Here is a 13325-nt window from a genome sequence, read left to right on the forward strand (position 1 = left end):
CTCCTACTTGCGGTCCCGCAAGCTGTAGAAGACCAGGCACAGGATCGACCACACGAAGAAGCTGAACAGCAGCAGGAACAACATGATCTTGACCCGTTTGGGGTGTTCGGACTTTTCTGCCAATGTCGGTTTCACATGCGCTGCAAGATATCGGCTTTGCTTGCGGACTTCTGCCAATGCCCCGTCATGCGCAGCCAGAGCGGCCGTATAGGCCTGTTCGGCAAATTCGCGGTCCACAATCAGACCCTCATATTCGCCGACAAGGTTGGCAAAGGCTTCGCCGCTGCCGCCATTTTCACCGAGCCCCAGCTTGCGCCGCTCTGATGCGATGCGGGCATTGATCACTTCAATCCGGCGTTCAGCCTGTGTGACGCGAGGATCGTTTTCCCGCGTGGTGTCTTGCAGCAGATCGTATTCGATCAGCGAATCAGCCAGTTGTTGCTGCAGGGTAACGAGCAGACCCATCTGGTTCTGCGTGTCGATGCTGGGATCCACAATCTGTGTTCTGTTGCGAAATTCCGTCAGCGTCCGGCGCGCATTCTTCAGCCTTTCGACCGCGTTTTCCAGTTCTTCCAGCGTGTACTTGATGGAATCCTGCCGCGCGATGCTGGAAAGCGCGTTGATCATGGAATCACATTCCTCAAGAATGGCCTGCGCGATTTTCTGCGCATCTACGGGATCAAAGGCCAGGACCTCCAGGTCGATCAGACCTGTTCCGCTGTCATACACGATCGAAATCATCCGATCCCAATGATCCTGAAGATCCTCAATCGTTCCCGAAGGATCAAAGGCAAAGAACGGGTCCTGTTCTATATCGACGCGGGACCAGATCGCGCGCAGATCCACTTTGGCATTGACCTTGCGGACCAGTTCCTGACTGGACAGGAACGCGTATAGAATATCCGTGTCTGATGAACTGGAGCCGGACAATTCCGTTATGCCGCCCAGAAGCTCGATGGCCGAACTCTTTTCCTCCGTCCGGACAGAGAACCCCACGTCGGACGCATATTGATCTGCTGCCCGGGTCCACAGATAGAAAGCCGTGAAAAACGCGGGCACAAGAACGACAAACACGAAGGAAGACAGCAAGAAAACGTGGCGCCCCTTGGTTTTCGCGGGAATTGCAGTCCTGCCAACAGGGATCTTGGCCTCTCCGGGCTGCTGGCGCGGCGGCGCGGGCTCCGCCAGATCAGAATCAACCTTGGCCCCGGCTGCCGGTTTTGGGGCTGCCGGTTTGGCCGCGGGTGCAGGATTTTGCGGCTTCGGCTGAGCGTTTCCGGCCGGTTTGGCCGCAGGTGCTGGAGTCGCCGGTTTCGGGTCTGTTCCGGCTGCTGCGGGTTTCGCGGCGTCCGGAGCGGGCTTGGCTGCGGGCTGGCTCGCTTGATTGTCAGCCTTTGCCGATGTTTCGTTCGGCGTTTTCGGCTGAGCATTTCCGGCCGGCTTGGGAGTTTGCACTTTGGGTTCAGCCATTGAGATGTCTTTTCTGTCTAAAGAACTTGCCTTATCTCGCGTACCGTTACATCAGAACGCAGGTGGTATCCAGACAGGAGGGATGGCCCGATGTCGACAGAACAAACAGCCACTCTGCGTGAGCAGCGCACGTCTTTTGCGTCCTTCAGGGCGATCATGGCGCTGATCCTTCGCGAAATTGCGACCACCTACGGGCGTTCACCCGGCGGGTATGTCTGGGCCGTTCTTGAACCGGCGGCAGGTATCGCATTGCTGACTCTCATCTTCTCTGCAGGCTTCAGATCACCGCCGTTGGGAACTGTTTTTTCCCTTTTCTACGCCACGGGCATCTTGCCACTTTTGATGTATATAGATTTGTCGGGAAAACTGGGCCAATCAATGATGTTCAATCGGGCACTGCTGGCCTATCCTAGGGTGACTTTCGTCGATGCGCTCATAGCGAGGCTGCTTCTCGGCCTGGTCACGTTGTTGTCAGTGCACTGCATCGTCGTGATATTTATCCTTTCGATCTCCAACGTATCGACGACCTTTGATTTTACAAAGATCGTGACCGCCTACGTCATGCTTGTCTTTCTGGCGACCGGGATCGGCACATTGAACTCCTTTATGATTCTCTCATACCCGATCTGGCAGACGGCCTGGGCGATCCTGAATCGACCGCTGCTTATCATCTCATGTATTTTCTTCTTGTTTGATAGTGTTCCAGAGCAATACGCCAAATACCTTTGGTACAATCCGCTCATCCATATCGTCGGCATGATGCGAGACGGATATTATCCGTTCTATCATCCGAATTATGTTTCAATCGGTTACCCGATACTGATCGGCTTGGTCACGCTGATGGCAGGGCTCTTCCTGCTCCGGCGCTACCACCGCGAAATGATGGATAAATAACCCCGCAAGGTGAGGCACTGTCAGCCCCATTTTACGGGCAGGGTAAATCCTTCGGCTTCAATTTCCGAGCGTATGCGTTTGATGTCGTCTGCAAACAGCTCGGGGAAGAATGCCGGCATTTCGTGTTTGACGCTTTCTGTAAACCGACGGTCGAGGATTGCTTGTGAGTAATTGAAGGCCGGAAGGCCCAGAAATTCTTCAATTTGCCGCAACATGCCACGCTGGTCCGCGTGGATGTCCTCGTAAAAGATGACTTTTCGCTGTTTCGGGTCCAGCCCCTCGCGCATCGTGCGTAGGACCTGACCGTATTCGGCGTTTCGCCAGATGTGCGGACGGCGCACGAATTCGTTGAACTGATCAGGGCCCCAGGTCTTCAGGTTGTCCACAGCACCGGTGATCTGAAGGTGGAATTTGGCATGGCTCCACAACCTCTTGATCGGGTCGCGCATGGTATAGAGCACCCTGAGATTGTTGCACTTGGCGGAAATTTGCGGCCATGCTTCCACCGGGAGCTGGGCATTGAGGTTCGAGAAGTCGCAGGCGTAGATCTCGCGGTCGCGCATCTGGAACAGATTGCGATACCAGAAATCATCCACCGGACGGTTCAGATAGGCGCTGACCCAATGCAGGTTTTTCTGGATCGCGTCGATGTTCGCCTTTTCAGGGTCATACCGCATCAGGTACCGGTTCTTTGCTTCTGCCAGCCGGTACTTTTCGCTCAGCATGTTCTTGTCGACATACTTGTGGTAGAAATAGTGAATCTCTTTCTCCAGCGCAAAGTGGAGCGCCGGATGCTGTGCCAGAACCGCATAAAGCCAGGTTGTCCCGGCTTTCATGGCACCGATGCTCAGAAAGAGATTGTTGAAGGTCTTGGGCATTAGTCGATTTCCGATCTGAAGTCTTCTTGGCCGCTCAGGCAGCTTTGGCGTTTGTGAACCGGTCCAATATGGCGCGGTACATACGATGATAGACATCGCGTTTGAAGTGGTTGAGGTCGATCATATCCTCAGCACCCTCAATCAGCGCCGCCGGGTCCAGCAACATGACGTTTGTCCGGCCCTGTGCCACATTTCTAAGCGCCGCGTTCAGGCGCTGATGAAATGGATGCGACGGCTTGTTCGGGTCCTTGAAATGCAGGGGACCACGCTCAGCCGCAAGGATCATCACCACCTCGGCCATTGCGGGAAGTTGGTCAAGTACCGCTGCATACCGCTGCTCCATCTCTGACTGAGACATGATTCCCTCATACTCATAGTCCCTGCACAGAACCTCCAGACGTTCCTTATGAAGATCGGTCTTCGCAATGGTGGCGCGCAAGTCGGCGCGGTCGATAAGGTTGTGGTTCTGGGCCCCTATCAGCCAATAGGGCACACGCAAATCAGTTGCACGATGCCGGTAGATGGGGAGATCCGAATCGGCCCAGAAGCTCAGGAAGTAAAGCCCATGGCCCGTTCCAAGATCCGGCAGGTCACTGTGAAAGTCCTCTGGCATGTAACCAAGGCCGGCGGCCGCATCGATCTGGGCAGGGGTCAGCCCCCCCTCCAGCGCAGGCATCAGGAACGCCGAATGATCGCGGCGGAACATTTGTCCATTCCTGGGTTCGTTGAATTCTTCCACGATCTTGTCGGCATGCAGCGTGAAGTAATGCATCAGACTTGCCAGATCACAGCCGCCCCGCGCGAAGATGTGATCGAACCTCAGATCAGCGCCTGCACTGGGCGCATCCATGTCTTCGATGTTGGCGGGGGTGATCCAGTCCACGTCGATATCGGGATTATGGACATCTGACAGTACCTCGCCTTCCACGGTCAGGCGCGGACGGCCGAGGAATGCATAAACCCAGTGCTCAATGTACATGTTCAGGGTGCGGCAGGAAAAACAGAAATGTTCCAGCGTCCGTGAATTGTTCACCCGCCTGGTCATGTAGAATCCCACAAAACCGTAATCGCCGAAATCGTCACGCACACGGATCAATGCCGCATCGGTCGTGTTATGCGCCAGCCTCTTGCTCAACTCTTGCCTGGCCACCTCAGGATCGTCAGGCAGCCGGTTTTTGGTGAAATTCAGCTGGTTCGTGCGGTTGACCAGTTCCACGGCCCGGTCAAGATGCGCTTCAACGTCGTATTCGATAAAGACCTTTACATTGGACTGCCGCAGAAAGGCCGCGGTGTCGCCGCCGGTGACTTTTGCCGCTTCGGCCTTTTTCTCGGTGACCTTGTACTGCGCCAGGCGGGTCAGGCCGCTGTCATCCTTGCCGCGCAACTGCGGCGCGTCCCGCAGATGCTGAATGACATCCGGCAAGGCACAGTTCAGACCCGGATTCACATGTTCGGCCTGGGCAAGGTTCATCGCATTGTCGTCCAGGAACAGGGTCGATGCGGCCCGCAACCCGATGGTCTCAAGCATCGCCTTGATCCGGGGGCCTTTCGGCGTCCAGTCGATGCTGGGGAAGATAAAATAGTCCCACAGCCCCTTTTCCTTCAGCAACGCCTCGACCGGTTCATGTTCGTTCTTCGAACAGATCGCACTCATGATGCCACGCTTGGCCAGGTCAATAACCAGCTGATGGTGATCGTCGCGATAAGAGATGCCGCCCTCGGTCAACGTCCCGTCCCAAAAGGTTTCGTCCAGGTCCCAGATGATCAACCTGATGTTTTCAGAGAATTCCGGTGTCGTCATGGCAGTTTTTCCAAGTCTCGCTTACAGCTTGCGCAGATAGCCGTTCGGGTTCGTCGTGGCGTTGATCCCGAACATGTCACAATAGCTGGTGTCGATCTCGTAAACGCCGGGATTGTTGTCCAGGAATTCCTCCAGCGCGCGACTGGGGCCTCCGTCAAATTTATCGCCCAGGTCAAGCTCCGCCAGAATGCCATCTTCCATGACCAGGTATTCGCCTTTGTACAGATGCTCTTGAAAGAACCTGAGCACGCCCATGCAGGCATCATAGGTATGCGCGCTGTCCTCGCAGATCAGCCAGGGCCGCGGCAGATCGAACAGGTTGTTCCGTGCCCACGTCCCTTCCATGTCCATAACATTGCCCTGCACGAACTGGATGCCATCAAACCGGCTGTCCACCTCGGGCGGGCTTCGGTCAATGGTGACGATCTTCATGTCCATGTCGTACATCTTGGCAATGTCGCGCATCAGCAGGGCCGATCCGCCGAATTTGGTGCCAATCTCAATATAAGTTGCCGGTTTGGCCGCATGAATCAGGTGCAGGAACAATGCGATGTCCAAGGGTGACTTGTTACACATCACATCGCGATAATGGTACTGCATCACGCCTTTGAAATAAGCTCCCAGCTGCGGGCGGGTATAGGGCGTCTTGAACGAACGAACCATCGATAAACCTCAATGCTCAGTGCAAAAAATAATTCCCCCCTGTCATAGGGGGGAATTTCAAAAAGGTGAAGCCGCAGACAAATTCCTGTCGGCAAAGTTACGCGTTCCTCAGAAGATGAAGTCGCTCGCGTCGAGGTCAGCAAGCTGCACGCCATTCAACTGGATGGAGTTGCCGCCACCGGTGTTGATGACCACGTTGTTGCCGATCTGGGCCGAGGCGTTCATCACCTGGGTCAGGTTGTTCATCGTGCCAAGACCGCTGAAATCGATCCGTTCGCCGGCGTTGAACTCGTCGAAATCACCGATGGTGTCATTGCCGTGACCCGCCTCGAAGACAAAGGTATCCGCGTTGAAGAACCCGAACAAAAGGTCATTGCCCGCGCCGCCGTTCAGCGTATCAAAACCACTGTCGGCATAGATCGTGTCGTTGCCGTTGCCCGACAGGATCAGGTCGTTGCCGGTGCCGCCGAAGAACCGGTCGTTGCCGTCGCCGCCATAGATGGTGTCGTTGCCCTGCTGGCCAAAGTGGCCATCAGGCCCATCGCCGCCGTTCAGCACATCGTCCCCGGTGCCGCCAAACAGACGGTCAAACCCGGCACCGCCAAACAGCGTGTCGTTCCCGGCATCGCCGTACAGGTTGTCCGCCTGGTTGCCGCCGTCCAGCACGTCATCGCCATCGCCACCGCGCAGCAGGTCAAACCCGCCTTCGCCCCGCAGCGTATCGTTGCCCGCACCGCCGTCCAGCAGCTCGGTGGATGTGCCGATGTTCAGACCGCCAAGCAGCAGGTCATTCCCGTCACCGCCAAAGAGGTAATCATTGGTATTGCCGCCCTGCAGCGTATCGTTGCCCGCTTCACCGAACAGCTGGTCAAAGCCGTCGGAGCCGATGATCAGGTCGTTGCCCGCGCCACCATAGAGTGAATCGGCGCCGTTACCGCCATCAATCGTGTCATTGCCCGCGCCGCCGTGCATGGTGTCAAAGCCACCGAAGCCGGAAAGCTGGTTGTTGGCCTGGTTGCCGAAAATCAGATCGCCGGCATTTCCGCCAACCGCGTTCTCGATGACCGTACCCGCCGCAATGGTGAACCCGCCACGGGTGCCGTCGACGGCGGAAACAAAACCACCACCTCCCATTTCGACCGCCAGGGTCGCGGCCCGCAGATCAATCACGGCCGCCCCGGCACCATTGTGGCGAATGGTGTCGTTGCCACCGGAATCCCAGATCGTCGACCAGAACACACCCGCGCCCGTGCCGGTCGGCAGGACATAGGTGGTATTGCCGTTATTATGTGAATTATTGGCCCCATAGAGACCCTGAAGAACGGCAATATCAAGCGCCATCGGTCCGGCGGCGTAGCCGTAGGGAACACCGGTGCCGTCACCGGTCCCATCGGCGGGGGCCGACCCCGGCGTGCCGGTGTGATACCCCGGGTTATAGGACATCATGGTGAACACACCCTGGTTGATGTTGAAGTCCCCGAAATCATCCCGCGAAGATCCCACACCCGGCATGACGGACGAATCGCCGCCCGTATCATGGGGGTGCGCCAGCCCGAGGCCGTGCAGCAACTCGTGCATGATGGTGAAATACCCGAACCCGCCTTCGGTAAGGTCGCCACCGGCAAAGCGATCCCAGAGGTTGCCGGCAAACTGGCCGACACCATCGTTCCCGTCACCGCCATAGCCCGGCGGGTTGAAACGGCCATAGACGCCATCCAGTTCATTGGTATCCAGGATCAGTTCCCAATCGGCCCCGTCACCGGAGTTCACGATGTTGAAGGTCAGGTTCGTGACGGCTTCGATCGCGTCGAAAGCGCGCATGAATTGCTGCCGCTCATAGGCATTGAAACCCTCGGAGGTAACGCCATCTGCAGTATAGCCAGCCTCGCCGAAATAGACTGTGATCACGTTGTGATCGAACCGTGTATCCCAGGAAATCGAGTCGAGCAGCGGGCTGGCGAAGTCTGGCGAGTCCTCCCAGGAATCATTGGGGTTGAACGTTACTTCCTGAACCGAAAGCGTATATGTGCCCGTATTGGACCCGTAAGCTTCAGCAGAAATATAAAAAACGCCGCCGTTTTCGGAATAGAAGTTCAACAGGGAGTTCAGACCCGGACCACCATCGTCATCGCTGTCAATAATACTGCCGGATGCATCGTATAGCCGCACCAAAGGATCGGACAGGGTGCCGCCGCCAACGGACGACCCGTTCAACGTGATCTGAATGCTTTGCCCGGCGGTCAACGTGATGCGGAACCAGTCATTGTCATTCGCTACGTCAATCGTGTTGACGATGGTCTGCCCAACGTTGATCGTACCGGCGGTTCCTGGCGTTTCACCGATGTCGGGACCAATCTCTGGCGCTGCATCATCAGGCAGGGCCCCGCTTTCTTCTTTTTCAGCCATGCAGGAATCGCATCCGCAGAAGAACGCAGTCGGATCGTGATCCGGGCTCATCCCGGAGCTGGTGACGGTGATAGACATTGAATTTCCCCCGAAACAGTAAATTAATTCATATAATCAGGCGCATTAAGTCCTATCCGATTTGTCTCTGTCTGGCAATTGATCATCAACATGGTTGCGGCATTGACCCGGTGTCATATCGAACCTTTCGCGAAAGGCCCGTGTCATCGCGCTGGCGTTTCGGTAGCCCGATCTCAGTGCGACCTCGGCCAGCGGCAGTGACGTCGTTTCCGCCAGCCGCCGCGCCATGTTCAGACGCAGCACCTTGTACAGCTGCTGCGGGGTCATATCGAAATCCTTGCGGATCGCCAGTTCCAGCGCACGCTGCGAACATCGGCTGGCTTCGGCCACCTGCGGCAAGGGCAAGGGAGTTTCGATGTGGTCCTGCATCACCGCCACCGCGCGGCGGGACAGCCGCGTTCTGGCTGTCACCGAAGGAACAGACGGCGCCGCGCCCGGCGCCATGAAAAGCTGTTCGACCTCCAGTGCCAGCGCGGGTCCCTGCGCCTGCACGATCAGATGCAGCACCAGGTCAAAGCTCGCCATCGCCCCGGAACAGGTGATCCGGTTGCCGTCCAGGATGAAGCGTTCCCGCGCCACGGTCAGATCGGGAAAGGCTTCGGCAAAGGCGGTCAGTTCCTCCCAATGGATCGTCGCAATCCGCCCGTTCAGCAACCCCGCCGCCGCCAGCAGCCAACTGCCCATGTCGAGACCCGCCAGGTTCGCGAAACGCGCCGATGCGGACCGCAACCCGCGCAACACCGGGTCAGTCAGATACGACCTGACCCCATATGACGGCATCACCATCAGCAGATCACCCGCAGCATCCTTCAGCGGTCCGTCAGGCACGATCTGCAATCCGCTTGAGCTGATAGCCGGGGCGCCCGACAGCGTCAGATATTCCCACCGGTAATGCACCCGTCGGCCCAGATGATTTGCCGCCCGCAACGGCTCCACCGTGTTGGCCAGACAATGGTTCGAAAACCCGTCAAACAGCAGGATTCCGATGCGGGTGGCGGCTTTGCCTGAATTATTCAAACTCTGCATAGTCAGACCATAAGTCTGCACATCCCGACTACGCAAGAGCGATAGCCTGACCCCGGAATGGATCGCGTGAGGGAACGGGAATGAATTTTGGACTGACCGAAGAACAGGAAATGATCGTCTCCACCGTGCGGAGCTTCGTGGAGAAAGAGATCTACCCCCACGAGGCAGAGGTCGAAAGGACCGGACAGGTCCCGCGCGAACTTGGCGAACAGATCAGGCAAAAGGTGATCGACCTTGGTTTCTATGCCTGCAATTTCCCCGAAGAGGTCGGCGGTGCCGGGCTCAGCCATACCGACTTTACCCTGGTCGAGCGCGAACTTGGACGCGGCTCTATGGCGCTGACCCATTTCTTTGGCCGCCCCCAGAACATCCTGATGGCCTGCAACGATGATCAGCGCGAACGCTACCTGCTTCCCGCCGTGCGTGGCGAGCGGATGGACGCGCTGGCAATGACAGAGCCCGACGCCGGTTCCGATGTGCGGGGCATGAAATGCAGTGCGGTGCGGGATGGCGGCGACTGGGTCGTGAATGGCTCCAAACACTTCATTTCCGGCGCGGAACATGCCGACTTCTTCATCGTCTTCGTCGCGACCGGCGTGGACGAAACGCCAAAAGGACCCAAGAAGCGGATAACGACCTTCCTCGTGGACCGGGGCACCAAGGGGTTCGAAGTGCGCGACGGATACAACTCCGTCAGCCACAAGGGCTACAAGAACTGCATCCTCTACTTCGACAACTGCCGATTGTCCGACGCCCAGGTGCTGGGCAAGGTCGACGGCGGGTTCGAGGTGATGAATGAATGGCTTTATGCCACGCGACTGACGGTTGCGGCATTCTCCGTCGGGCGCGCGCGCCGGTGTTTCGACTACGCCCTGCACTATGCGGCCGAGCGCAGGCAATTCGGCCAGCAGATCGGCAAGTTCCAGGGCGTCAGCTTTCAGATCGCCGATATGATCACTGAAATCGACGCTGCCGACTGGCTGACCCTTGCTGCGGCATGGCGGCTGGACCAGGGCCTGCCGGCAAACCGCGAAATCGCCTCTGCCAAACTCTACGCATCAGAGGCGCTCGCGCGGGTGACCGACACCACCCTCCAGATCTTCGGGGGCATGGGCCTGATGGACGATTTCCCGATTGAGCGGTTCTGGCGCGACGCGCGGGTGGAGCGGATCTGGGACGGGACATCGGAAATCCAGCGCCACATCATTTCGCGCGACCTGTTGCGGCCATTGGGCGCATGACACGGGAACTGTCCAGGCTGCTGAAACCCCGGTCCATCGCAGTCATCGGCGGTGGCGCATGGTGCCGTGCGGTTGTCGCGCAATGCCAGAAGATGGGGTTCGAAGGCAAGATATGGCCGGTGCACCCCAGCGCCGGCACCTTTTCCGGCCTGAAGGTTTTTCCCGACGTCGATGCGCTGCCCGCCCCGCCGGATGCCGCCTTCATCGGTGTCAACCGGGCCGCGACCATCGACATTGCCGGACAACTGGCCAGGGGCGGTGCGGGCGGCGCGGTCTGCTTTGCCTCAGGCTTTCTTGAGGCTCAGGCAGAAGACGCGCAAGGCGTGGATCATCAGGCCGCTCTTTTGCAGGCGGCAGACGACATGCCAATTCTCGGGCCGAATTGCTACGGGTTCATCAACTTTCTGGATGGCGCGCTGCTCTGGCCGGATCAGCATGGCGGCAAGCGGGTGGAACGGGGCGTCGCGATTGTCACGCAAAGCTCCAACATCGCGATCAACCTGACGATGCAGGCACGCGCCCTGCCCCTTGCCTATGTGATTACCGCCGGAAATCAGGCGCAATGCGGACTTTCCGACATCGGCATGGCGGTACTGCAGGACCCCAGGGTGACGGCCCTGGGCCTGCATATCGAAGGCATCGGGGATCTGCGCAAGTTCGAAGCGCTGGCCCGCTATGCGCAAAGCCTTGGCAAACGCATCGTCGCGATCAAGGTGGGGCAATCGGCACAGGCGCAGCAGGCAACAATCTCGCATACTGCGTCTCTGGCCGGGCGGGATGCAGGTGCAGCGGCTCTGCTGCGCAGGCTCGGCATTGCGCGGGTGACCGATTTACCAACCTTTCTCGAAACCCTGAAACTGCTGCATGTGGCGGGTCCGCTGGAAAGCAACAGGATCGCCACGATCAGCTGCTCCGGCGGAGAGGCCAGCCTGGCGGCCGATACCGGCACCGCTGCGGGGCTCGACTTCCCGCCGCTCGGGGCAAGGCAAAAGACCACCCTGCGGGATGTGCTTGGCCCACGTGTCGCGCTGGCCAATCCGCTGGATTATCACACCTACATCTGGCGGGATGTGCCCGCGATGACAGCCGCCTTTGCCGGGATGGCCGACCCCGGTATTGCGATCACGCTGCTGATCGTCGATTTCCCCCGAAGCGACCGATGTGACCCCTCCGATTGGGATTGCGTGATCGAGGCCGTCATTGCGGCTTCGCAACAGACAGGTGCGAGATACGGCATGGTCGCCACCCTGCCCGAACTGATGCCCGAGCACGTCGCAGATATGCTGATGGCGCAGGGGATTACCCCTTTCTGCGGCCTGAACGAGGCGCTGATGGCCTGCGCCCATGCCGCTCTCCCGGTCGAAAGCGACGTCGATCCGGTTCATGTCGCGGCCCCCGCCACGGCCCCCGTTCTGCTGGCCGAGGGAGACGCCAAAGATCTGCTCGCCGAGCACGGGTTGCGCTGTCCCGTATCCCGGCGTTGCGAGGGAAGCGCGCAAGCGGCAAGCGCAGCCGAGGAGATCGGATTTCCGGTCGCGCTGAAAGGAGCGGGCATCGCCCACAAGACCGAGGCAGGTGCAGTGCGCCTGAACCTGACTTGCGGTGATGATGTTGCCGCTGCCGCCGCGGCTATGCCGGTTGACAGCTACCTGGTCGAGGAAATGATCACCGACAGCATCGCCGAGCTGCTGATCGGGGTTGTGCATGACCCGGCCCATGGGTTCATCCTGACCGTGGGAGCCGGTGGCACATCAGCGGAACTGCTGGATGATACTGTTTCGCTGCTGGTGCCGGCCCGCAGGGACGCTATCCTGACAGCAATCGGCAGGCTGCGCATGGCGCCCATACTGGCGGGATACAGGGGCAGGCCGCCCGCGCAGATGGACCGCATTCTGGATGCCGTCATGGCGGTGCAGGACTTTGTCCTGGCACATGCCCGGGGCTTGCAGGAAGTCGAGATAAACCCTCTGCTCTGTACGAGGGACGATGCAATCGCCGCAGACGCCCTGTTGCGGCGCGACGTTGAAAAGGACTGAACATGACCGAGACCCCGATCAAGACCCACCGCGACGGTGCCATCCTCAAGGTCACGCTCGACCGGCCAAAGGCCAATGCCATCGACCTGAAAACCTCCTGCCAGATGGGTGAGGTCTTTGCCGCATTCCGCGATGATCCGGCGCTGCGGGTGGCCATCATCACCGGGGGCGGAGACAAGTTCTTTTGCCCCGGCTGGGATTTGAAAGCAGCCTCCGAGGGTGACGCGGTTGATGGCGATTACGGGGTCGGCGGTTTCGGGGGGCTGCAGGAACTGCGGGATCTGAACAAACCGGTCATCGCGGCCGTGAACGGGATTGCCTGCGGCGGCGGGTTGGAGCTCGCCCTGAGCGCGGACATGATCCTTGCCGCCGATCATGCCACCTTTGCCCTGCCCGAGATACGGTCAGGTACGGTTGCAGATGCGGCATCGGTGAAACTGCCGAAACGCATCCCTTATCACATCGCCATGGAACTGCTGCTGACCGGCCGCTGGTTCGATGCGCAGGAGGCGAAGGGCTGGGGGCTGGTCAATGAAATCCTGCCCGCCGATCAACTGATGGACCGGGCCTGGGAGCTCGCCCGCCTGCTCGCGTCCGGCCCGCCGCTGGTCTATGCGGCGATCAAGGAAATCGTTCGCGACGCGGAGGATTCGAAGTTTCAGGATGCGATGAACCGGATCACCCGGCGCCAGCTCAGGACCGTCGATGCGCTTTATGCCTCCGAAGATCAGATGGAAGGCGCCCGCGCCTTTGCGGAAAAGCGCGATCCGGTCTGGAAAGGTAGATAAAGCGCCGGAAGCACCCCCTGGGGCGCTCGCGGCTGATTGCTTCC

10 protein-coding genes are annotated in these 13325 nt (G+C 58.9%); 4 read left to right on the forward strand and 6 right to left on the reverse strand.

From position 1 onward, the window contains the following. Positions 1 to 3 precede the first annotated feature (3 nt). Positions 4 to 1089, reverse strand: coding sequence for a capsule biosynthesis protein (locus PVW51_RS02370; RefSeq protein ID WP_274573449.1), 1086 nt, complete (start codon positions 1087 to 1089; stop codon positions 4 to 6). A 471-nt stretch (positions 1090 to 1560) separates the two neighbouring features. Here PVW51_RS02370 and PVW51_RS02375 point away from each other — a divergent pair, with 471 nt between their 5' ends. Next, entirely contained in the window at positions 1561 to 2364 is an 804-nt protein-coding gene (locus PVW51_RS02375) for an ABC transporter permease (protein WP_274573451.1), read from the forward strand. Between the two features lie 20 nt (positions 2365 to 2384). Here the strand turns inward: PVW51_RS02375 and PVW51_RS02380 are convergent, their stop codons facing one another. The 5 genes from PVW51_RS02380 to PVW51_RS02400 form a co-directional block, all read right to left on the reverse strand. Next, positions 2385 to 3242 carry a sulfotransferase family protein gene (locus PVW51_RS02380; protein WP_274573452.1) on the reverse strand — a complete coding sequence of 286 codons (858 nt, stop codon included), beginning with the start codon at positions 3240 to 3242 and terminating at the stop codon, positions 2385 to 2387. A 34-nt stretch (positions 3243 to 3276) separates the two neighbouring features. After that, entirely contained in the window at positions 3277 to 5043 is a 1767-nt protein-coding gene (locus PVW51_RS02385; protein ID WP_274573453.1) for a hypothetical protein, read from the reverse strand. Between the two features lie 21 nt (positions 5044 to 5064). Further along, positions 5065 to 5706, reverse strand: coding sequence for a CmcI family methyltransferase (locus PVW51_RS02390; RefSeq protein WP_274573454.1), 642 nt, complete (start codon positions 5704 to 5706; stop codon positions 5065 to 5067). Between the two features lie 108 nt (positions 5707 to 5814). Next, the gene (locus PVW51_RS02395) at positions 5815 to 8190 is read right to left on the reverse strand and encodes a pre-peptidase C-terminal domain-containing protein (RefSeq protein ID WP_274573456.1); all 2376 of its coding nucleotides are present in this window, start codon (positions 8188 to 8190) and stop codon (positions 5815 to 5817) included. Between the two features lie 45 nt (positions 8191 to 8235). Next, complete coding sequence (locus tag PVW51_RS02400; RefSeq protein WP_274573457.1) at positions 8236 to 9216, reverse strand: GlxA family transcriptional regulator; 981 nt, start codon at positions 9214 to 9216, stop codon at positions 8236 to 8238. Positions 9217 to 9296: 80 nt separating this feature from the next. Here PVW51_RS02400 and PVW51_RS02405 point away from each other — a divergent pair, with 80 nt between their 5' ends. The 3 genes from PVW51_RS02405 to PVW51_RS02415 are packed head-to-tail and all read left to right on the forward strand — an operon-like array spanning position 9297 to position 13281. Next, on the forward strand, positions 9297 to 10457 hold the full coding sequence (locus PVW51_RS02405) for an acyl-CoA dehydrogenase family protein (protein ID WP_274573458.1): 1161 nt from the start codon (positions 9297 to 9299) through the stop codon (positions 10455 to 10457). After that, entirely contained in the window at positions 10454 to 12493 is a 2040-nt protein-coding gene (locus PVW51_RS02410; RefSeq protein ID WP_274573459.1) for an acetate--CoA ligase family protein, read from the forward strand. The genes PVW51_RS02405 and PVW51_RS02410 overlap by 4 nt, the downstream gene beginning before the upstream one ends. Before the next feature lie 2 nt (positions 12494 to 12495). Continuing rightward, positions 12496 to 13281, forward strand: a complete 786-nt coding sequence (locus PVW51_RS02415; protein ID WP_269363125.1) for a carnitinyl-CoA dehydratase — start codon at positions 12496 to 12498, stop codon at positions 13279 to 13281. Positions 13282 to 13325: the final 44 nt, after the last annotated feature.

The sequence above is a fragment of the Sulfitobacter sp. PR48 genome, assembly GCF_028807335.1.
Lineage (GTDB): Bacteria > Pseudomonadota > Alphaproteobacteria > Rhodobacterales > Rhodobacteraceae > Sulfitobacter.

What these genes read in the sequence shown, in the direction of transcription:
- PVW51_RS02375 (WP_274573451.1), top strand. Translation starts at nt 1,561, where the DNA reads ATGTCGACAGAACAAACAGCCACTCTGCGTGAGCAGCGCACGTCTTTT.
- PVW51_RS02380 (WP_274573452.1), bottom strand. Translation starts at nt 3,242, where the DNA reads ATGCCCAAGACCTTCAACAATCTCTTTCTGAGCATCGGTGCCATGAAA.
- PVW51_RS02385 (WP_274573453.1), bottom strand. Translation starts at nt 5,043, where the DNA reads ATGACGACACCGGAATTCTCTGAAAACATCAGGTTGATCATCTGGGAC.
- PVW51_RS02390 (WP_274573454.1), bottom strand. Translation starts at nt 5,706, where the DNA reads ATGGTTCGTTCGTTCAAGACGCCCTATACCCGCCCGCAGCTGGGAGCT.
- PVW51_RS02395 (WP_274573456.1), bottom strand. Translation starts at nt 8,190, where the DNA reads ATGTCTATCACCGTCACCAGCTCCGGGATGAGCCCGGATCACGATCCG.
- PVW51_RS02400 (WP_274573457.1), bottom strand. Translation starts at nt 9,216, where the DNA reads ATGCAGAGTTTGAATAATTCAGGCAAAGCCGCCACCCGCATCGGAATC.
- PVW51_RS02405 (WP_274573458.1), top strand. Translation starts at nt 9,297, where the DNA reads ATGAATTTTGGACTGACCGAAGAACAGGAAATGATCGTCTCCACCGTG.
- PVW51_RS02410 (WP_274573459.1), top strand. Translation starts at nt 10,454, where the DNA reads ATGACACGGGAACTGTCCAGGCTGCTGAAACCCCGGTCCATCGCAGTC.
- PVW51_RS02415 (WP_269363125.1), top strand. Translation starts at nt 12,496, where the DNA reads ATGACCGAGACCCCGATCAAGACCCACCGCGACGGTGCCATCCTCAAG.